Raw genomic sequence first — 19,903 nt, 5'->3', positions numbered from 1 at the left:
GTGTGGGTGGTGTCAGAGGTGCGCGATCAGCGCCTTGATCTCATTGCTCGAAGCGGCAGCCCGCACCGCTGCCTTCAGGTCACGGCGCTCACGGTCGATTGCCGCCAGCTCTGCATCCTGTTCCTTCGCGCGCTGGAGGATGGCTTCCCGATCCGCGACCAGCTCACCTGCCGGCACTATGCGCTTCAGCATGTGCAGCGCCGCCATGGGGCCGAGAACGGCATCGATGCGCGCAGCGTAATGCCGGTCGATAAGATCCAGAGCCTTCTCCCGGTGGAGCTTCGACCTACTCAATTTCAACATTGAAGACCTCCTCCAGAAGCGGCCAGGGCGGGGTGACGCAGATGCGGACGGGACCGGGTTCATCAACCTCGAAAGAAAATTCGCCTGCCGCCTCCGCTTGCGCCACGCTGCTCATGTCTTCGGGATCGAGAAGAATGGACAGCACAGATCCTTCAGGCAGACCGGTCAGGGTGACCACGCGCCCGGACACACTCACTCCGCAGCCGCAGGAGGGTCGGCGCACGATCTCGCCTTCGACCACATGGTCCGTCGAGAGATCGCATTCAGCAAAGCTCAATCCGGGCGACTCCAGAACGGGTTCGCCGTCGCCATCGAACAGCAGATGGCCCGTATCAGGGTCGCGCTTCTGCACCTCTGGCAGCGGCGCCGGCGGCAGATCGAGAAAGGTCTGTCCGTTCTCTCTCATCAGCTCTGCCAGCCCTTCAGGAACAGGATCACTGATCACGTGAAAAATCCGCCCTGCCTGATCATATTCGACAATCATCAGCCTAACCCGTGATCCCAGACGGCGTAATAGACACGGTTCTTTGTCCAAACCCCGTCTGTGCCGCGATAGCTTGAATTTACGGAATAAATGAACCTGTCATTCTGCACGTTCACCACATATCGAATGGGCGGCCTGGGATTGTAGAAAACAAAGTAGGCCGCCGTTCCGATATGCTGCTGCGCAGACCGGTCATCCCGATCCGGCCCAGTGTGATCGTTGTAGAGAAGGACGGCCGAGAAAACCAAAGGCCTGTAGTTGAACGTCTTGCCAAACAGAATTGTCTTGCTGTTCGCAAGTTCTCCCTCAGGCGGAATCCAAATATCGAACTGACCGAAGACGAGCCGCTTCATCGCGCTCCAGCGCGAATTGAACATCAGTTGCGCTTCACTGGCCGTCTTTACGTCAAAACCACTCTTCGAGACCCGCACACCTGATGCGTCGATCAATACCCTGTCAGGCAACGCCGATGTCCTCCCTCAACACGACATAGAGAGAATAGTTGGTGTCGTGGATGTTGTTTTTGTCGACGTTCAATCGAATGCTCGTGAGCGAGAGATAGTCCACCCAGTGGAAAATATGGGAGCCCGACCCAACAGAGAGGAACGCATTGGCATTCCAGTCAGACTGAATAAGAACCTTTGGGTAGTATCCGAGGTTTGGCACCGTTATCGTCACCGGGCTTCCTGTTGTCAGATAAACCCTTGCGGTCTGCACGACTTGAAGCGTTTCAAATCCGGCAGTCGTCCGAAAGACCAATTGCTCATCTGCCGCCGTCGTCACATCGAAACCGGGCTTAGAGATAAAAAGACCGCTATCTGCGCCTCTTGCCCCAATCAACACACGATCAGGCATAGAAATTCCTCAATACGGTGTATCGAAATGTACGCTGCGAACTACCGATATTATTGCTATCTCTTTTCACAACCCAGAATTTGTACTTGTACAAATCAACTCTTACATTGAAATCGTACCAACAAGCCCCGTCGACAAGATACCAACTGGACAGGTCGTTATTCGGCCCCGACATATGCACAATCACCATTGGGGGGCTGTCGTAGGTCGTTGCAAAAAAGACCTCTTTGCTACCGTTTCCGGATATCTGAAACGTTCCCCGCATGAGGATGTTGCCGATCTCCGGCCAGCGACTGTCGAAGGCAAGCTGTTCCGGCGACAAGGCAGTGCTCTTTACATCGAATCCGGGGCGCGACGCACGAAACACATGCGTGCTGTCATGCGCGCCGATGAGAACGCGATCCGTCATCAGTCGGCGACCAATAGGCGACTGTTGTCCAGTTCGATGCGCATCTTGCCATCATTGCCCTGTACCAGCCCCGCATTCACCGTGCCGATGTTCGCCACGTTCATGCGCCACTCGCCGGCAGAATAGATCACCGCATTCAGGATATTGCCGCTGCTCAGATCGCCGAAATAAACGCTCTCGGCATCAAGAACCAAGCGGCTGCGCGGCCAACCGCTGGTGCGGGCATCGAGGAAGATCGACGCCTGCTCAAAGGTCACACCGTCGTCGGCGCTCACCTGCAGGACGGCTCGCGCCCAGCCACCGCCCGGCGACGCGCCTGCCTGAACACGGAACGTGCCGTTTGCCGACACGTCGTCAACCTTCGTGCTCACCTGCGTAATGGCGTCGGAAATGGCGGTGATCTGCCCCTCAACCAGTTCGATCTCCGCCGTGAGAAGATCGACTGCCTGTGCGATATCCTCATCGACTGTTACCTCTAGTATCTCCAGACGTTGCGACAGCGCACTAGTCTCGCCAGCAACAACCAGGACTGCTTCCTTGTAGGATGAAGTCAGGTTTGCATAGCTGACAGATGCCTCGCGCCGCAGTCGCTGGATCTGACCATATTGCTGGTCGAAATCGGCCATGTCGGCGGTGGCATTCTCAAGCGCGCGCTCGATGGTCTCGCGCGTGTTGAACTCGACGAACTCGGTGCGCTCGCCGATGGCTTCGTTGAGCCCGTCGAGATCGATGTCGAGATAAACGTCGAACTTCACATCAGGTGTGCGGACAGCCAGCCAGCCCGACCAGAGGCTCGGACGGTTGGAGTATGGCAGGTAACGGCCGCGCACCTGGTAGTCCATGGCGGGCAGCAGCCCCTGCGAGATCAACAGCTGCCCGACCAGCACCTGATCGGTGCGACCGCGATAGACGATCTCGGCCGTAGTGGCGAGCCGCACCTCGAACTCGACGCCCTGCGTATCCTGTATGTCGCCATGCCAGCCGAGCAGGATGGCCGGGCGGCGCGGCTGCCCGTCATTGTCCGGCACGGTCGCGGGCGCAGCCGTCCAGTCATACATGACCTGCGGCTGCGGCTCGATTGGCCCCATCGGCCCGACCGAATAGGGCAGCTCGTCCGTTGCCGGCGTCCAGACGTAATCACCCGGATCCACCTCCTGTATCGACACGGCCTGGTTGGAGTTTTCCAGATCATCCATCGACGAGATCAGGAACAGCTTGTTCGCATAGCCGTTGCGCGCGCTTGTCCACGACACCGTGTCGAGCGGTTCGAGAAGCCAGGCCTCCGGCGGCAGCGTGTGGCGATGGCGCCTGAAACGCCGGTTGTCCTCCATCAGAGATTTCTGCAGACGCTGCACCTGGATCGGGAACGGCACCGCGTTGAACTCGATGGAGGCGATGAGTTCGCGCCCGTCATCCTCATCGACAAACGCCTGCGAGATCCGCCGTGGCGCATCCTTCATCGCCCATGCCGCCTGCGGCTCGGGATAGGTGGCGCTCACGCCATTGTAGGTCTGTTCAAGCCCCGGGAACGGATCAAAGGATTGATCCTGCGTGATGGCGACGCTGTCGTCGTTGAAGAAGTAGGAGGGAAGTGCGGGCGCACCGACATGGATCTTGTAGACGCCACCAATCTCGGCCATGCGTCCATTGCAGGATTTGAGCAGCTCCTCGATGACGGCGAGCGGCGACTGCTCGAACGGCTTGATCTCATAACCGCATCGGAACTGCCGGTCGCCATCCACCAGCATGTCGCACTCATTCATGGCGGCAAACCATGACGACAGCGGCAGCCGGCTTGCCGGGATTGTTCCGCCGAAGACCAGCTCACCTTCAAAGAAGATGCCGCGCAGGATGTTGTAGATGATCACCGCCGGATTGTCGGTGAACTCATAGGTGGCCGGATCGCCCCAGACATGGGTTCCTGAACCACCGACGGAAGCGTCGCGGCGCGGATCGTAAAGCGGCAGGCCGGATACCTGCCAGATCGCTTGGGGCCTTTCGCGAAACAGGTCACGGTTGAACTCTGCTGTCAGGATCACATGCGCGACACCGCGCCCGACCATGCCGGCATCCCATGCGCGCGGGCCTGCCCCTCCGAAGATCGTGAGCAGTTCCGGATCGGCAGTGGTGGCGCCACCGGTCCTGTACTTTGCGAAGAGCCAGTAGATGCCGGCGTAGTCATCATGGGTGAACTCGCTGAACGGATAGCTCCCCTCACCGAACCACGCGAAGGATCCGGGCTGATCGCCGACGCCAGGATTGCGGTTGATCTTGCGCCCGCGCATCCAGACTTCGTTCGATATTGCGGAGACCGGCAGATCAGAAACACTGATGACCTGTGCAAGCGCGGCATTCGGGGTCTTCCGAACCTTGCCCCATGTGTTCGCGTAGACCAGATGCCCCGCCGTCGCGTAGGTGCCGACGATGAACGACATCGGCTTTTCGCCACCGAGACCGATCCGCGTCTTGATCCCCGGCTGCGACGGCTCCTCGTCCTTCATCATCAGCCGCTGCAGGAGCGACATTCCGACTTTCAGCGCCACCGACAGGATCAGCTTGCCGAAGGCCGTCGATGTCAGCAGGCTGACGAGCCCCGCAAGCGCTCCGGCATGGGCGTGCGCCGTCGACGCCAGGATGATCCAGGCGGTCCAGAAGATCAGATGAAGCATGGTCTAAACCCGAAAGGCCCGCTCGGCCTGAAGAAGGTCTGTGGTTCCGAGCCCGCCTTCCGGTCGCAGGAAGATGATGCGCGCGCCCTGCACGACACCGAGCGCGAAAAGCCCGGCATCAGAAACGGCGATGGCGGCAATGTCCCCCACCTGCGCCTTCGAGGGATGGATCTCGGTAAGATGCGCGGCCGCGAAATCCGCATGGGTTTCGAAGCCTTCAGTCCGGAGCAGGCGCAGCCCGCCGGCAAGCGTGGTGTATGCTCCGCGATAACCCTTCGCGAAGTCGACACCCGTCATGGCCTCAACCGCGCCGGCGGCAAACAGCGCGCAGTCGAACGAACCCCATGCAAAGGGTCGGCCCTGCACCTGGCTGAAGTAATCGGCGAGCGATGGCCGCCAGAACGAACGTCGCTTCATCCTATCGGCCCTGATTCCTCGCCCCAGGCAACTTCCCACTGCCCGGCGACATCCGTGTATCTGTAAAAGCGATCACCGAGCCGCCGCCGCTGATACTCGTCGGATTTCCGCGAGGGCGTCTTTTTGGTCAGCGTGCGCGTGTGCGACACCAGATCGAGCCTGATGCTGCCTTCCGCGCCCGCCTTCGGCGTGGTAATCGGCGCGGCATTGATGAAGCCGAGGAAGCGTGACACGGCCGGCGCAATCGGAAGCCGCGTCTCGCGGTCGAGATAGAGCCTATGGATCTCCACCGGCCCGTTCCTCGGATCGAAGCCCCGCACGGCCTGCTCAATTGCAGGATCAAGCTGGCTGAAACTGATGGAGACCTTGCGCACCGTCAGGTCAGAGACAAGCGGAATCGGCGGCACATTCAGAAGACCACCCAGCCCGTAATAGGTCCGGGTCACGGTCGCGCCGGTTTCCCCTGAAACAACCGCGATGTCGGCGTGATCCTGACCGGTCCACAGGCCAATGCTCTCAAGCGCTCCAGTCGCCCGGTTCTTGGCGGTGATCCAGACCAGATCACGGTGGATTGTACCGTTCCGCTCCTGCAACAGGGCAGCGGTTGCGGCGTCGACAGCGCGCACCATAAAAATCTCCGAAAGTCAGGGGTGAAGGCGCTGCAGCACCGAGAAGCTGATCGCCACAGTGCCGAGGTCATCGGCCTCGCTCACCGACAGGCTGTCGGGAACGATGCGCATGAAGGCGGCCGGTTTGATGAGCTCGACCGCGCCCCCGGCGGCGGCACCCGGCCCGAAATGCGGCCTCACCTCAAACGGCGCAGTCTCTCCCTGCGCGTCGGCCACCACCGGCTCCGAGAGCCGGTGCAGGGTGCGCCGCACGGGGTTCGCCCCATATTCGAATGCCAGCATGTCGCCGCGCGAAAGCGGATACCCCGCCGGCAGATCACCAAGCCGCAACGACTTGTTGTCCGCCTCAATCGAAAGAACGACCGGTGCGGCGCCGGCGATCAGCGCGCCCTTCGGATCGAGCCTCGGAAACGCGGTGCGCGGATCGTAGAACAAAAAGGAATGCAGCGAACCGTCGAGCGTATCGAGCAGCGCCTGGATCTCCAGCCCGTCATCATGGAAGGCAGCGTTCAGGCGTACGCTTGCAGACCACAGCGGCGGGGCCAGCTCGTCGGTGAGGAACTGCCCGCTGCCAAGCCCGGACATCTCTTCGAAGCGCTGCAGCCGAAACGGTGCGGTCGCCACATTGATCGCGTCCTGAAACGCGGCAAGCGACAATGGAAAGGTGAGCGCCATCAGCCTCTAGCCCTCGGATCATTGCTGATTTCCTGAACCCGGTCGGGGAGACCGGCATTGAAGCGGCCAATCGATTCTTCGCTGACCTGCACCGCGACATTCTCGCTCTCGGCGCGGATGGTGGGCCGGAACATCGGCCCCTCCTCTCCGATCACCCGGAGCGTCACGACGCCATCACGGCCCTGCCCTGACGACGCCATGCGCTCGGGCATGGAGAACAGACCAATGTTGCGGCCCGCATTCATGGCTTCAAGCATCGGGCGATAATGCCCGGCAGGCCCCGACCGGACGACGAATTCTTCGTTATGGACCAGGCCGGCAACCTTCTTCGGGTCGCCATCCCCCGTCCAGCCGCCCGTGTCGAAGCCCGTGACACTCCGCAATCCAGACCAAGGATCGACACCGCCACCTCCAAAGAAGCCACCACCGCCGAACAGGCCGGCAAGCGGACCGGTCCCCAGAAGGGCGGCCTGGGCAGCAGCGAAGGCAAGCTGGATGGCGAGGCGCTTGACCGCATCCTCGGCCCGGCCGGAATTGTCGATCATGGCAAGGAAGGCGTCTTCGCCCGCCTGAAACAAATACTCGATGGACTGGGTGCGGGCTTCCTGCGCGGCCTTCAGCTGCTCCTCGGCTGCCCGCTGCGCTTCGATTGCCGTCACCAGCGCGCTGATGCGCTCTCCCTCGCGGGACGCTGCATCCGCACCGGCATTGCGCAGCTCGTTCGAGATCCGCTTCTGCACATCGCTCTTGCCCATCAGGTCGAGTTCATGCTCGAGCCCAGAGATAACCCGGCTAATGGCCTCTGCTTCCTTGTCGCTTGCCTTCGAAGCGCTGGAGGAAGAACGCTCCGACTCCCGTCGCGCGATGGTCAGTTCGGCAAGTTCGCGCGCCTGCGCTTCGGTGAGCGTTGCGCCCTGCGAAGACGCATCGTTCAGAATGCGCTGCGTCTCGGCGGCAATGGCGCGTTCGCGGTTCGAGAGCGCAAGTTCGTCGCGGAACTGGCGAATATAGTCGACGGAGGTATCGATGGTCTTTCCCGCCGTAGGCGACGGGCGACTGCCTGACCGCTCGCTGAGAATGCGCTCCCGCTTCTCATTGCGCTCGGTCAGACGCGCAATTTCCTCTTCCCGATCCGCAATGATCGTCTGAAGCTGGCGACGCTCCAGCTGAGCGGTCGCCCCCGTCAGCTCATCCTGCTGGCGCTTGAGGTCCAGAATTTCGTTTTCGAGCTCGAGGCGACGCTGATCATCCTCGCGCGCACCGATTGAAAGCGTGTCGCTCTGCTGCTGCTCAAACGCGTTGTAGCTGTCGAGGAACGTGAACCATGCGCTGGTCGCATCGATGATGGCACGCTTCATCGACGTGCCAATGGTCGAGGTGATGACGTTGAACTTGCGGTCAACATCCTCAGCCTTGCGGATCATCTCCGCATCCATCACCAGGCCAAGATCGCGCGCCGCTGCGATCTGTTCGCGAATGCCCTGCTCGCCCTCATCGATGAGTTCCACAAACCGCTCGCCCGCAGAGCCGCCGAACAGTTCATCCGCGATGCGGATCCGCGCCGCCTGATCGAACTGTTCGAGCTTTCCGATGATCTCGGTCAGCAATGCGGACGGATTCTTGAGCTTGCGCGACAGCTCCTCGGACGAGAAGCCCAGTCGCCCGAAGGCCTCCGACGCCGAGCCGCCACCCGTGGCAATGAACTCGTCAGCGCGCAGGTTCAGCTCCTTGATGCCATCGGTCAGGATATCCACGCCGATGCGGTTCTGCTCGGCAACGAACTTCAGCTCCTGAAACGACTCGACATCGATGCCGGCCTGCTTGGCCTGCCTGCCGATATCCGCAACCGCCTCAGCCGCTTGGCGGATCTTTGCGACGGCAGCCGTTGCGCCGACCGCGGCAAACAAGGCCGGTACTGCACGCAGCGGTGCCTTGACGGACTCCACCCCCGCACGTGCGCGCCCCATCGCGTTGTTAATGCTCGCGCCTGTGGACTGCGCATCCCGCCTGATCTTGGCCCAGGCAGAGTCGATACCCGATGTATCGGCCCCCACCCTGTATCTCAGATCATCTCTGGACAATGCCGTCCCCCTGGTTCAGGCGTCTGCGATCACGGGCCGCCAGGGCTTCCTTGGCGGCCTCATAGGCTTCACGTGTTGGTGGCTGCGTCACGTTCTTCTTCACGCCGCTGGAGATGGCCCAGCCTTCCCAGGCAGCCCGGAAGAAAGCGAAACCGGTCTGCCAGAACTCCGCCTCCGTCCAGTGCAGGACGCCGCCGGCAAACTTCATCCACTCTCCGAATGGGAGGCGCTCGATTGGCCGATTGCGCGCGCCAGCAGGCCGAGCGCCATTGCCTGCAGGTCCCTTTCGCTTTCGGCCTGGGCTTTTTTTGCTTCGTCTTCCTCTTCCGGCGTCAGTCCGGACACGGCCCCCGAGATCGCCGCATAGACGCGCGTAAGCCCCACCGCACCATTGACATGCGGCCAGAGCGTTGCCGCCTGTTCCTCGCCGATCAGGATAGCGAGAGCCGCGCGCAGCGTCTCGGGCTTGCGCGCCTGCAATGCATCCTGCAGGCCTTCCAGCGTATCGGACTTCGTCTCGGCCATCAGGCGGGCGATGTGATCGAGCGACGCCGCCAGATTGACCGGGGCGACACCCGGCAGGGCGAGTTCCCGCTCGCCCCGCCATGCATTCTGCGCCGCCATCAGAGCGCCGTGTAGACGATCTCGCCGGAGGCCTGAACCTCGGTCGAGAAGTTCATGTCATTGTCGAGGTCGCCGGAGAACTCGAAGTTCGAGACCAGCCAGTCGCCCACGAAATCGCCATAGCCGGGCACGTACACGCAATACCCTGCAAGCACCGTCTGGTTGACGGCGGCATCGGCCAGAAGCTTGCCGGACGCATCATCGTCAAAGATGCCGGAACCGGAGAAGTTCACATCCTTGCCGCCATATTTGCGAACGCGGACCGGCGGCCGTGCACGGTCGTTGCAGACGGCGCGCTTGGATTCGACGATGTCGTTGAGCAGACGGAAGTTCGTGGTGTTGATGCCGCAGACATTCTCCCAGTCATCCGGCGCAGGCTGCCCGGTGGGACGCCGGATGATGAGAAGGCGGCCGAGCTGTGTCGACATGGCAATTGCTCCTTGGCAAGGGCGGGATCAGGAGACCCGCAGATTGTAGGTGAGCGAAAGTTCCCACACCGTCTGTTCCCCGCCGGGGACCGGTGTGATGGTGGTTTCGATATGCGTGCAGTCCTGGCAGACACCGCCAAGCGACGGATCGGCGTCGAGCGCCGCCTCTATCCACACGGACGCTTCGTCACAGAGATCGTCCCCGCCCGATCCGGCGGCGATGTAGGCGGTAACGGTTAGCTGCGGCTCCCGGCGCTTGCGCTGCGCACCGCGTTGAACCGGCTCACTGGGGATTGCAGGCGTGATGCAGGGGCAAAGCGTGATATCGGGAAGCGGCCGTCCGTCCGCCTTGCGCACCGTCCATCCGGCGGGCGAAGCACCTGCTAAGATCGACAGCACACTGTCGCGGATGAGCTTTCGCGGATGCGGCATCAGGCGCGCTCCAGTTCGCAGCGCACCATGCCCCGGCCATCCGCCGAAGGCTCACGGATGATCCATGTCACACCCATGAAGGTGAACCGGTCATCATCGGACAGGCCCGGAACGTCTGCCTCGGCGAACGAGGCTCTGGGCGACATGCCGTTGACACCCGGTTCGCCGTACCCGCCGCCATCGACGACACCGCCGAACGGCCCGCGAACAATGGCGCGAACCGGCTGCGGCAGGGGAACGCCCCCGATGGTCAGTTCGCCGGTCTCGCCGAACGTGTCCAGAAACGCGTCCGGCATTTCGGCAAAGACGGGATGCGCAGGGATCGTCATGACCTACTCCGGGCTGGGCTCTGCCGCGCGCCTGGCAACCGGCTGCGCCGGATCAGGCAGGCGGCCAAAGCGCGCGTCGAACTCATCGGCCCGCGCCTTGAGAACCGTGGCCGGTTCACCGGGCGCGACACGCTTTCCTTCGTGGTCACGCACGGCGACGGGCCAGCGACCGGTGACGGTCTCAGCCTTCTTTGCCATTCTCGCCTCCGTCGGCGGCCGGCGCTTCCAGTTCCTTCAGCCGGTCGGCGAGCAACTGGTTGTCTTCGGCAAGGGTGTCCCGCTCTTCCGAGACCTCGGCAAGCTTCTGCTCAAGCTCCGCGACCCTGTCAGAGAGCGCCTTGGTCTCCTTTTCGAGGGCGGCAATCGCGGTCGCCGCCTCCCCGTCCGGCTTTGCAGCGTTCCCGCCGCCTTTCCAGACACCGAACTCCTTTTCCAGTTTGGCGACCTCCTCGGCAGAGAGGCCATTCTTGCCGCCAAGCGGCACGTCCGCACCGGGTGGAAACGTCTTTGCACCGAGGCTGACCGTGGTGTTGAAGCGATGGGTTTTCGACATGTGGATTCTCCTTGGCTCTGTTGCGGACCTCCCGCAGCCCTCCGCCGCCGCACCAAATGGGCGGCGGCGAAGGATTGAAGGCGGCACGCGGATCAGCGCACCAGCGCGAACAGGGATGCGTTGGGTTCAGGCATGATCGGCAGCGGCGCTGCCTGCGTCTGCACCACGGTGCGGCTCGGGTTCTTCTCCGGCCACATGTCGGGGAAACGCTCCATCGCCAGGAGCGCCTCGTTGTCGAGGATCGCGCCATAGGCGAAATGGCCGTTGAAGCCGAACGGATCGAAGATGCCGACGCCGTAGCCCGGCCAGAAATTGTTCTTCACGCCACCCACCGTGTAGGGCTGTGAATACTGAACGAAGGTGAGCTGGCCAATCGTGCCGAGAACGGTGTGGTAGACGCCCTCCGCACCGGTCGAGACCGGGCCGAGCTGGAACTTTCCGCCGTCCTGCCGGCGATTGTCGAGGGCAGCGAGGAAGCGCTCGGACTTCTTCAGGAGACCAGCCGCGCCCGGTCCGAGCAGAACGGTGCGCGCGGTAAACCCGTCCGTATCGGCCAGAAGCTGCACCCATGCCTCGATGTCGTCATAGGGATCGACACCGGGCTCACCCCAGCGGGCGGCAGCGGCAAGCGCAATGGTCAATGCAGGATCACGCCCGAAGTCGACCGTCTGGGTCGGGTAATCCTCGCCCTCGACAATCACGGCACCATTGCGCAGCGCCTGACTGCACATCGCCTCTTCGCGGCGCGTGATGCGCAGATCCTGATCATCGATCAGCATGGCGAGGTTGTAGGCGTAACGCTGCTCGGGCGTCATATCGCCGGCAATCCGTTCGCCCGGGATGCGGATCATGTTCTGACGCGGGCGCAGCGTGTTCTGCGGCTTCACATAGGCCGGCGTGAAGCTGGTGGCCTTGAAGCCGCGATTGGCCGAATCCTTGCCCGGCACATCGGGGTGCACGAAGGGCGCCAGCTCACGATCCGGAAGGATCTTGTCAAAGACGATTTCCTCCAGATCGGAGAGCACCACGGTGGTGAACATGGTGCTGCGCAGGAATGCTTCGGGACGGTCGCGCGGCGGAAGAACGGCGACCAGTTCCGCAGTGTTGAGAAGAATGCTGCTCATGGGGGTGACCTTTCTGGTTCGAGCCCTGTGTCCGCCCGGTCGCAACCGTCAGACAGATGAGTGGATGAGATCAGGCGAGCTTGCGCACGAAGAGCGAAGCGTCTGCGGCCCGGAACGCCGCTTCGACACTGTCGGCATCGTGGCCGGCGCCGAAGGTGAGTTTGCTGGCGTCAAGGCCGGCAGAGGCATAGGCGGCGGCATCGACATCACCGCCCGACGCATCGGCATCGAAGGCGAGCACAAGTGCCGGCACCTCCGAACCGTCAGCCGCCCCGGCTTCGGAGATCGTATACTTATCGGAGGCCGTGATGCGGCCCAGCACCGTGCCGCGCTCATAGGCACCGCCGGTCAGGGTGATGTTGCGCGTGACCACCGGAATGTCGGAGACAAGCAGGTCATTGGGCGCAAAGGTTGCAGTGTTCATGACTGTCTTCCTCGGGTTCTGGCCCCAGCGGGGCCGGGTTCAGGAATGGCCCGGCCTTGGCCGGGCGATGATCAGGCGTTGTCCGGCTTGCGCCCGTGCATGGCCTGAATGGTGTGCTTCACATCGGCGATGAAGGACTGCCGCGCACTGGCCGGACTGGCCGACACACCGCTGCCGATCTTCGGGCTACGGCCCGCCATGCGTCCTGCGAGCTTCCCGGTTCCGCCACTGGAATTTTCGAGCAGCGCGGACGCGTCCTTTGCGGAATAGAAGCGCTCGCCAAAGGCGAGTTCGGACGCGAGGCCCGGGTTCGCATCGGCCCTGGGATGGGTCAGGATCGCATGAATGCGCCCCTGCTCCGCGCGGCGCACACGCTCGGAAGAGGCCTGTGGTTTCGGCTCATCCTCTTCGGTGTCTTCGGGACGCTCATCGCCCTCGGCATCGGTGTCGTCTTCTTCGGTCTCTGCCGCCGGCACCTCTTCCTCGTCGCCCTCAGCGCCGGTCTCGGTTTCCGTGGTCTCGTCTTTGAGATCCTCGGCGGGCTCATTCTCAAGGCGCGAAGCCCTGTTGCGCCCCCGCACGGCGGCGAGAACGCTTGCAGTGAGATTCGACATAAGTGTCTCCTTTGTCGCTGGGTTCAGCCGGCCACGCGGCCGAGCTCTTCTTCGAAAGCGGCGAGCACCTGGCTTGGCCGCGCAACCGCATCGGCAAGGCCCGCCTCGACGGCTGCCTCCCCCCGAAAGCACTTAGCTTCCGTCGCCATGGCGGCGTCGAAGCTCAGTCGCCCGGCCCGAAACCGCGCGACGGTTGCCGCGAAGTCCCGGCGCATCGCTTCCATGTCGGTGAGCGCCTCTTCGAGAACTTCCGGTGGGAGCGGCTGGTAGGCGTTGAAGTCGGCCTTGCGCGCGCCCGCCTTCAGGATCGTGACCGAGAGGCCCTGATCGGCGAGCCATTTGCTGGCGTCGACATGCATGGAGATGACGCCGATGGAGCCGGCCTGGCCATTCTGCGGAATGACGATCTGGCGGGCGGTCGCCGCGAGCAGATACCCCGCTGAAAGCGCGTGGTCGGTCAGGATCGCAATCGTCGGCTTTGCCTGAGACAGTTCGTAGAGACGCTCGGCGCAATCGAACGCGCCCGTCACCTCGCCACCGAAGCTGTCGATTTCCAGAATGACGCCTTCCACCGAACTGTCGTCGATCACGGCATTCACCTGAGTGATGATGCCCTCATAGGTGGTTTGGCCCGATGACTTGCCGATCCACTTGCCCTTGTTGATCAAGGCCCCCTCGATCTCGATCACGGCGATCCGCCCATGGCGACGCGGCTCATAGCAGCGGTCACCAGACTCGCGCCACTGCCCCATCTCGTCGCCGACAATGCCCATGCTGACGCCCGCCGCCTGAACGTCGATGTCTGGCGTGCCAAGCACACGCGGGCCGAAGGCACGAGCGATCACATTGCCCTTGCCCTCGTGCAGCATGAGCGGCGTGTTGAACATGCGCGCCGCGATTTCGGGATAGTGCGCCGCCATGCTCATGCTGCCCTCCTGCGGATTGCGGGGATGCCAAGTGGGTGACGCCGCGCCGTCTTGCGCGGTCCGTTCACCTCTTCCTCGACTTCCTCGTCGGGATCCTTGGTTTCAGTGATTGTCTCGCTCTGCGTGCGCGTCTCGGGCTGCCCGACATCAGGGTCGAGGCCGAGTTTCAGATAGTAATCGCGCTCACGCTTCTTCTGCTGCGCGTTCATTTTCCAGTCGCGCCCCTGCTCCGCAGCTTCCTGCTGAAGCGTCGAGAGGTTGGAGGCGATGCGAAGGCCTGCCGCTGCCGCCTCCCGCTGCGGGTCGATCCAGCCACGACCGGGGCCGATCCACTCCGCATGACACCATGCGGCGGGGTTGTCCTCAAAGGGCACGGCATGCGCCGGGAGCTGGACCAGCCCCTTGTCAAAGATCTCTTCGAGAAACGCGCGGTAGATCCGGCCCATGAACTGGGCGGCAAAACTGTTCTTCCGGCTGGTCAGCCCCTTCCAGACTTCCAGAAGGGCCGCGCGGGCCGACGAATAATTGACCTTCGACCAGTCCATGGTGAGCTGCTCGTAGGAGAGCCCGACCGCGCTTGCGACCTTGCGCAGCGCCGCATTCACGAACGCCTCGAAATTGACGTTCGGATGTTCCGGTCTGGTGAACTTCGCTGTCTCGCCGGGCTGAAGCGTGTTTACCCTGACGCCCGGCAGATCAATCGGCGCGGCGTTGTAATAGGCGTTCTGTGCCTCGGCGATGGCCCCATACATGTTGCCGACCGCAGAGTTGCCGTCCACGCCGAGCGAGTCCATCAGTTCGTCCGGATCAAAGGGCGTTTCGATGAAAGCCGCCATCACCGCATTGAGCAGCGCCGCCTGGCTCTCGAAATCCTCGTAGTCCGTCGCCTGCTTGATGGAGCGGATTACCGGTGCCCAGTTGGAAGCCCCGCGCGTCATGCCTGCGCGCGACGGCTCGAACGCATGCACCACGACGGGGCGGCCCCATTCGGTTTCGCGTTCGACGCGATCCCATTGCCACTGTTTCGCGCCACCGGAGAACACATCGCCCGGATGCGCCCTTCGGAAATGATAGGCGACGGCCGCGCCGTGCTCATCAACCTCCACACCGTCGCGCAGGGTCTCGCTGTCCATCCGCCCATGCGGGTTTGAGCAGCGGCCCGGATCAACGACCTGCACAGCCGTCTGGAACCCAGGTGCGTCCTCGCGCCAGATGAGGGTCGCCATGGCTTCCCCGTCCGCGCCAAACCGGTGACGCGCCGCGAGCCCCAGAATGCCGGTCATGTTCTTCGAGCGCTCGGCATCGCACCACATGTCGACATCGAGCGTAAAATCGCGCCAGAGCGCCTCAATCCGGTCGGCGATCTCCTCGGCCTCGTCATAGGTGAGGTTGAGCGATGCGTAGTTCGGCTTGGACGAAAGGATCCAGCCCGAACCGATGATGTTGTCGACAAGCCGCGACACGCCGGCAGACGCCCAGCCGTCATTGCGTGCAATGTCGTTCAGCCGGTCGACCAGCTGCCCACGATCCCAGCGCAGCGCCGAATGACCGGACCATGTGCGCGGACGCCATTTGGCCAGAGACGGGTTGTCATAGCCTGCGCCCTGATAGGCCGTGGACGCCATCATGCGGTTGCGGGTCATCTTCGCCCGGGCAGCACTGCGCACGGCAGCCGGAAGCGGCGCGCCGTCTGCGCCCATCAGCACCGGTGCTTGGCTGGAAACGGTCGGTTCCATCAGAACGTCACTCCCCTGCTGCGCGCGCGTGCGCTTCGACGCAGGCCCAGCTGCGCTTCCAGTCGGCGGATGAAGCTGCGCAGCGAGGCCCGGTTCGCCGCCGAATACGTCACCTGCTCGCCCTCATAGGAGACGCTCGCCCGCAGGCTGCCGGTCTCGAGCTTGAACTCGGCCGCACGGGCCTGATCGAGCTGCGCCTGAAGCGCCGCCCGCCGTTCCTCGGTCAAAGCCATGGTGTTCCTATCGGTTGCGGCGCTTCGCGCGCTCGGCCCGCTGCAGGGCTGCAGCGATCAGGGCTTCCTTCGAAGCCGCCTCTTTGCTTTGGCATGAGGCCTGCTGCTCGCTCCCGACAGGAGTGATCAGGTCCTCAAGGTCGCCCTGTGCGGGCTTTTCCATCTTCGACAGACGCTCGGCGAGCATGTCCCACTCTTCGTCTGTCCAGTAGGTGACGCCCAACCGGATCGCGCCGGCATGCGCCTGGTTCATCATGTCGAGCGCTTCGTTGCGCTGACCGGATGGCAGTTTCCAGACATAGCGGGCATGGCCCGACCGCGTCCGCTCCTCGACCCGGATCTCCGATGTGACCTGCTGATAGAAGTCATCACCAAGCCCCACCGCGAACCGGATGTAGCCGGCCTGCTCCGGGTCTTCCTTCTTCATGTCGCGGTAGAGCCCGATCTTCATGATCGAGGCGTTGAAATTGAAGAATCGCGACGTCCATTTCTGCTTCTTCGGCTTGCCCTTGCGGTCAAACTCGCGCACCTGCGACAGGAGCCGCGCAGTGTCCCGGTTGTCGCCACGCACCATGATGACGCGCGACTTCGGATGTTTGCGCACCCAGCCCCAGACATCCTCGGTATAGGCGTTGCCGTCGATGGCGACGATGTCGGCCGAGCGCTGGTTTCCCCATTCGTCCGCCCAGGTCCGCTTGATCAGCCGGTCGAGCGCGGCGCGAACCTCCGGCTCACTGATGTGGCCGGAATGGACGCGATAGCCCGGCAGGTGGCTTCCGGCGCGGTGATCGACAACGCCACGGTCAATCACGCACCGGAAGCGATTGCGGCCATAGCCGATCAGCTGCCACTCGACGCGGTCGCCCTGAACGTCCATGCCGATGGCGAGGGCCAGCGCCTCAGACGGGATCAGGCCCCGCTGAAAGCCGGTTTCCTCTCCCCGGTCCCGAAGGTCTTCCCAGTCGACCGCCTTGTTGTCCGCCTCGAAGGGCAGCCCAAGCCAGTCATTGTAGAAGACCTGCTCGGCCCCCGCGCCCTTCTCCTTGTCGTCGGGGCCGCCCGTCTGCACCTTCAGCCAGGCGCGCGCCAGCGCTTCCCAGCTCTCCAGCGGCGAATAGGCAACCCAGATATGGAACGAACGGTGGAAGCGCGCCCGGTCGGGGTATTTTGCCACCCAGCGCGCACCGTTCTCCGGCGCCACCATCCATGTACGATGGTGTTCGCGGATCTCGCAGCCGCAATGGATGCAGACGAAATGCGCATCCTCTGGCTTCTCCGGATCGATGTGATCCCGCATGTTCTCCCAGCGCAGCTCCTGCAGTTCTTCGCAGTGCGGGCACGGGACGTGATAGCTCTCCTGCGTCCCCAGGTGATAGTTCGTCGTGATCCGGCAGCCGGGCGACACCAGCGGCGTCGAGATCTTGAAGACCTTCCGGTTGAAGAATGCCTTCGACCGGCTGTCAGCCTGCGTTTCCGGGTCGCCCGCCTCGTTCATCGACCATTTGGCAAGATCGTCCTGAACCTGCTTGCGCGGCGAGATCATCGACAGGCCCGCCGGCGAGTTCGCGCCTGCTGCCTGGATGGCCCCGCGACCGTCGATCCGCTCCTTGTAGAGGATCGAGTTGCCGCCATCGCGGCTGGTTTCCGAGAACAGCGCCCGGATTGCGTCCGTTTCCCGAACGAGCGGCATCAGCTTGGTCTTCGACCAGCGCGACGCGTTCTCCTCGGTCGGATGGACGTAGAGGAAATCGCACGGGTCCATGTCCATGGTCCCGAGCGTAAAAATGTTCGCCAGAACCGTGCCGCCCACCTGCGCAGACTTGCCAAGCGTGACGATGCTGCACGGGTCTTCGGGCGAGAGCGCCTTCAGGATCTCCGAGAAGAACGGAAACAGCGCCTCGTTATAGGCACCCGAGAACGCAGAGATGCGCTCCGAAAAGACGATGTTCTGCTTGGCCCATGCCAGATAGTCGACCGGCGGCGGTGGTGTGGCGGCTTCGACGAGCGCTTCGTATTTGAGCCGCTCTGGATTGAACAGCATCGTCATGACGCCGACCGCAGTTCCTGTTCCTCGGCGTCCTCGACCATGGTGGGCGTTGCCTCTGCCTGCGCGCGGTAGCTTTCCGCAGCCTTCGCGCGAACCATCCGGAACGACTTTTGCAACACCTGCTGTGCGTCGCGTTCAGGGACCGAGAACTCGGCAGAAAGGGCATTGGCCATGTCGCGCAGTCCCTGCTCCATCACCTTGAACGCTTCTGCAACGGCGCGCCCCATCTCACGCCGCGCGGCCTCCGTCAGCATGTATCGCCCCACATCAAGCGCTTCCTCGCGTTCGGCCCGCGCCGTCTTGATGCGCTGCTGCTTCAGGCGCTCGGTGGCCAGCTCATCATGCACCGGCTCCGGAACCGTGCGGAGCGAAGCGCCGGCGCTCTGTTCGCGCACAGCCGCGCCATTGCCGCCCAGGCGCTGCGAAGGCTCCAGCGATTTGTAGAGCTGCGCGCGCGCCACGTCGGGGCGGATGCGGGCAAGCCTGCCCTCGCCGTCAATGGCCTCACCGAAGATCTTGCCCTCGGTGATGTATTGCGACACGCGTCCGGGCGAGACGCCGATCAGGCGTGCAAAGTCGCCCTTCGCCATCGTCTCGACTTTAGCGGGTTCGCTCATCTTTAGGCTTCGACTTTAGGCTTTCAAAATTGGCTCAGACTGCCGAAACCCCGCGGTCCGAATTACTCGCTGGTCGGGGTTGCTCAGGAAGGACCCATCGCGCAGATGGGCCGCCGGGTGGGGCCGGATCGGCCTGCTGGTTGCTGGGTCAGCGATTAGGCCGACGCAGGATCAGGTCAGCGGAGCGCTTGAAGTTGGTCGGCATGCGGGCACGCGCCGTAGCGTCAGCCCAGTTCTTCCAGTCGAACACGTCGGCATAGTCCGGCACACGCTCCACGAAGATGAAGACCGGCGAAACCGAACCCCGGCGATCACGCTGCCATATACCCCGGGGCAAACTGCTTGGCCTCACACCACCGATGCGGGGCGCGTCCTTCCCGTAAGACACGAAGTATCGCGCCGCCCCCCGGCGCTTCTGGACTGCCTTGCTCCTGCGGCTTTCGTTGCCGATGCCGCTGTCACCAATCTTCAGCTGCGCAAGGATCTTCGCATAGACGCCGCGCGGGACGTTGCCATACCGGTTCAGCTTCAGCGCCTTGCCCGGCATCGCGTATTCGTTCACCCGCATGACGCCCGCATGGATGAGACGCTTCTCCCACCGAGTGTGTGGACGCCGCCCGCCCCTGATCTGTGTCTGCAAGTATTTACCGGCAGGCGTTCCCTTCGGTGCGAAGTCCTTGAAGTAGACCTCGGCGGTCATCTGCCTCTTGGTCGCCGGCTTCACGAATGCCGCGTTCAGCGTCCATCGCGTCGGCCGATCAAAGACCCGGAGCATCCACTTCTTCGAGTTCTTCTGGATGTCCTTCGCGGTCCAGGTCGCTGCCCGAGCGACTGCAAACGGCAGATCACGGCCAAGGTCGCGGGCAAGCTGCTGCTCGAAGTCACGCTGATTGTACGAAACGGAAGTTCTCACGTCCCTTGGCCTCGCGTGGTTATGCCGCACGACAGGCACTTCTGCTTTGTTTGGGAACCAGTATGGTCAGCGAACATTTGCTTCACATGAGAAACAGAATGATTCAGACCACGTGGCGCGCTATCTGGCTTGGTTTGGTAATCGCCGCATTGGCCCACGTCGCTGGGGCGATCACAGTGATGTTCTTTGATGACCATCATTCGATGGGAGCTGCGCTAGTACGCTCGGTCCTCATCGCAGCACTTGTTGCGCCGCTTCTGGCCTACCTTCTATGGCAGAACAAACCCCACTCAGAAGTGACAGATTTTAGAGAATAGAACCCCATCGCGGCAAAGCTGAAACCGTTTCGGTTCGCTTTGCCTGGGTCTGGCCGGCGCTCGG

27 protein-coding genes are annotated in these 19,903 nt (G+C 62.8%); 1 reads left to right on the top strand and 26 read right to left on the bottom strand.

Going from position 1 to position 19,903, the window contains the following annotated elements:
• Positions 1-12: 12 nt before the first annotated feature.
• From DEJ54_RS12095 to DEJ54_RS11970, 26 genes are all read right to left on the bottom strand, one after another.
• Positions 13-303: a hypothetical protein gene (locus DEJ54_RS12095; RefSeq protein WP_162742269.1), complete on the bottom strand. Its 291-nt coding sequence runs from the start codon at positions 301-303 to the stop codon at positions 13-15.
• Complete coding sequence (locus DEJ54_RS12090; RefSeq protein ID WP_113154792.1) at positions 287-787, bottom strand: hypothetical protein; 501 nt, start codon at positions 785-787, stop codon at positions 287-289. Before DEJ54_RS12090 ends, DEJ54_RS12095 begins: the two co-directional genes overlap by 17 nt.
• The gene (locus DEJ54_RS12085) at positions 787-1,251 is read right to left on the bottom strand and encodes a hypothetical protein (protein WP_162742268.1); all 465 of its coding nucleotides are present in this window, start codon (positions 1,249-1,251) and stop codon (positions 787-789) included. Before DEJ54_RS12085 ends, DEJ54_RS12090 begins: the two co-directional genes overlap by 1 nt.
• Positions 1,244-1,642: a hypothetical protein gene (locus DEJ54_RS12080; RefSeq protein WP_113154790.1), complete on the bottom strand. Its 399-nt coding sequence runs from the start codon at positions 1,640-1,642 to the stop codon at positions 1,244-1,246. Before DEJ54_RS12080 ends, DEJ54_RS12085 begins: the two co-directional genes overlap by 8 nt.
• On the bottom strand, positions 1,635-2,051 hold the full coding sequence (locus tag DEJ54_RS12075) for a hypothetical protein (protein WP_113154789.1): 417 nt from the start codon (positions 2,049-2,051) through the stop codon (positions 1,635-1,637). The genes DEJ54_RS12080 and DEJ54_RS12075 overlap by 8 nt, the downstream gene beginning before the upstream one ends.
• The gene (locus tag DEJ54_RS12070; RefSeq protein WP_245447533.1) at positions 2,051-4,720 is read right to left on the bottom strand and encodes a phage tail protein; all 2,670 of its coding nucleotides are present in this window, start codon (positions 4,718-4,720) and stop codon (positions 2,051-2,053) included. The genes DEJ54_RS12075 and DEJ54_RS12070 overlap by 1 nt, the downstream gene beginning before the upstream one ends.
• A gap of 3 nt (positions 4,721-4,723) precedes the next feature.
• A complete protein-coding gene (locus DEJ54_RS12065) occupies positions 4,724-5,137 on the bottom strand; it encodes a hypothetical protein (RefSeq protein ID WP_113154788.1) in 414 nt (137 codons plus the stop codon).
• On the bottom strand, positions 5,134-5,766 hold the full coding sequence (locus DEJ54_RS12060) for a hypothetical protein (RefSeq protein WP_113154787.1): 633 nt from the start codon (positions 5,764-5,766) through the stop codon (positions 5,134-5,136). The genes DEJ54_RS12065 and DEJ54_RS12060 overlap by 4 nt, the downstream gene beginning before the upstream one ends.
• 15 nt (positions 5,767-5,781) lie before the next feature.
• Complete coding sequence (locus tag DEJ54_RS12055) at positions 5,782-6,441, bottom strand: hypothetical protein (protein ID WP_113154786.1); 660 nt, start codon at positions 6,439-6,441, stop codon at positions 5,782-5,784.
• Positions 6,441-8,348 (bottom strand): phage tail tape measure protein, encoded by a 1,908-nt coding sequence (locus tag DEJ54_RS12050; protein ID WP_245447531.1) that lies wholly within the window; start codon positions 8,346-8,348, stop codon positions 6,441-6,443. The genes DEJ54_RS12055 and DEJ54_RS12050 overlap by 1 nt, the downstream gene beginning before the upstream one ends.
• Positions 8,349-8,508: 160 nt before the next feature.
• A complete protein-coding gene (locus tag DEJ54_RS12045; protein WP_113154784.1) occupies positions 8,509-8,730 on the bottom strand; it encodes a hypothetical protein in 222 nt (73 codons plus the stop codon).
• Positions 8,727-9,146 (bottom strand): hypothetical protein, encoded by a 420-nt coding sequence (locus DEJ54_RS12040; protein ID WP_113154783.1) that lies wholly within the window; start codon positions 9,144-9,146, stop codon positions 8,727-8,729. Before DEJ54_RS12040 ends, DEJ54_RS12045 begins: the two co-directional genes overlap by 4 nt.
• Entirely contained in the window at positions 9,146-9,574 is a 429-nt protein-coding gene (locus DEJ54_RS12035) for a phage tail tube protein (RefSeq protein ID WP_113154782.1), read from the bottom strand. The genes DEJ54_RS12040 and DEJ54_RS12035 overlap by 1 nt, the downstream gene beginning before the upstream one ends.
• Positions 9,575-9,601: 27 nt before the next feature.
• Entirely contained in the window at positions 9,602-10,006 is a 405-nt protein-coding gene (locus tag DEJ54_RS12030; RefSeq protein ID WP_113154781.1) for a hypothetical protein, read from the bottom strand.
• Positions 10,006-10,335: a hypothetical protein gene (locus DEJ54_RS12025; protein WP_113154780.1), complete on the bottom strand. Its 330-nt coding sequence runs from the start codon at positions 10,333-10,335 to the stop codon at positions 10,006-10,008. The genes DEJ54_RS12030 and DEJ54_RS12025 overlap by 1 nt, the downstream gene beginning before the upstream one ends.
• 3 nt (positions 10,336-10,338) lie before the next feature.
• Entirely contained in the window at positions 10,339-10,533 is a 195-nt protein-coding gene (locus tag DEJ54_RS12020; RefSeq protein ID WP_113154779.1) for a hypothetical protein, read from the bottom strand.
• A complete protein-coding gene (locus DEJ54_RS12015; RefSeq protein WP_113154778.1) occupies positions 10,517-10,888 on the bottom strand; it encodes a hypothetical protein in 372 nt (123 codons plus the stop codon). The genes DEJ54_RS12020 and DEJ54_RS12015 overlap by 17 nt, the downstream gene beginning before the upstream one ends.
• A gap of 92 nt (positions 10,889-10,980) precedes the next feature.
• Entirely contained in the window at positions 10,981-12,012 is a 1,032-nt protein-coding gene (locus DEJ54_RS12010; RefSeq protein ID WP_113154777.1) for a major capsid protein, read from the bottom strand.
• Between the two features lie 70 nt (positions 12,013-12,082).
• Positions 12,083-12,436 (bottom strand): head decoration protein, encoded by a 354-nt coding sequence (locus DEJ54_RS12005; RefSeq protein ID WP_113154776.1) that lies wholly within the window; start codon positions 12,434-12,436, stop codon positions 12,083-12,085.
• 71 nt (positions 12,437-12,507) lie between these two features.
• A complete protein-coding gene (locus DEJ54_RS12000; protein ID WP_113154775.1) occupies positions 12,508-13,050 on the bottom strand; it encodes a hypothetical protein in 543 nt (180 codons plus the stop codon).
• A 23-nt stretch (positions 13,051-13,073) separates the two neighbouring features.
• Entirely contained in the window at positions 13,074-13,976 is a 903-nt protein-coding gene (locus DEJ54_RS11995) for a S49 family peptidase (RefSeq protein WP_113154774.1), read from the bottom strand.
• The gene (locus DEJ54_RS11990; RefSeq protein WP_245447529.1) at positions 13,973-15,712 is read right to left on the bottom strand and encodes a phage portal protein; all 1,740 of its coding nucleotides are present in this window, start codon (positions 15,710-15,712) and stop codon (positions 13,973-13,975) included. Before DEJ54_RS11990 ends, DEJ54_RS11995 begins: the two co-directional genes overlap by 4 nt.
• On the bottom strand, positions 15,712-15,945 hold the full coding sequence (gene gpW / locus DEJ54_RS11985; protein WP_113154773.1) for a gpW family head-tail joining protein: 234 nt from the start codon (positions 15,943-15,945) through the stop codon (positions 15,712-15,714). The genes DEJ54_RS11990 and gpW overlap by 1 nt, the downstream gene beginning before the upstream one ends.
• Positions 15,946-15,952: 7 nt before the next feature.
• Positions 15,953-17,992, bottom strand: coding sequence for a phage terminase large subunit family protein (locus tag DEJ54_RS11980; RefSeq protein WP_113154772.1), 2,040 nt, complete (start codon positions 17,990-17,992; stop codon positions 15,953-15,955).
• Positions 17,989-18,609, bottom strand: a complete 621-nt coding sequence (locus DEJ54_RS11975; RefSeq protein ID WP_113154771.1) for a hypothetical protein — start codon at positions 18,607-18,609, stop codon at positions 17,989-17,991. Before DEJ54_RS11975 ends, DEJ54_RS11980 begins: the two co-directional genes overlap by 4 nt.
• A 148-nt stretch (positions 18,610-18,757) precedes the next feature.
• Positions 18,758-19,522 carry a hypothetical protein gene (locus DEJ54_RS11970; protein ID WP_113156245.1) on the bottom strand — a complete coding sequence of 255 codons (765 nt, stop codon included), beginning with the start codon at positions 19,520-19,522 and terminating at the stop codon, positions 18,758-18,760.
• Positions 19,523-19,620: 98 nt separating this feature from the next.
• Between DEJ54_RS11970 and DEJ54_RS11965 the strand changes: the two genes are divergently transcribed.
• Complete coding sequence (locus DEJ54_RS11965) at positions 19,621-19,839, top strand: hypothetical protein (protein ID WP_113154770.1); 219 nt, start codon at positions 19,621-19,623, stop codon at positions 19,837-19,839.
• Positions 19,840-19,903 lie beyond the last annotated feature (64 nt).

This window comes from Nitratireductor sp. OM-1 (assembly GCF_003296175.1).
Classification (GTDB): Bacteria; Pseudomonadota; Alphaproteobacteria; order Rhizobiales; family Rhizobiaceae; genus Nitratireductor; species Nitratireductor aquimarinus.
The sequence above is the reverse complement of the archived record's forward strand: the minus strand, read 5'-3'. Positions and strand labels throughout refer to the sequence as shown.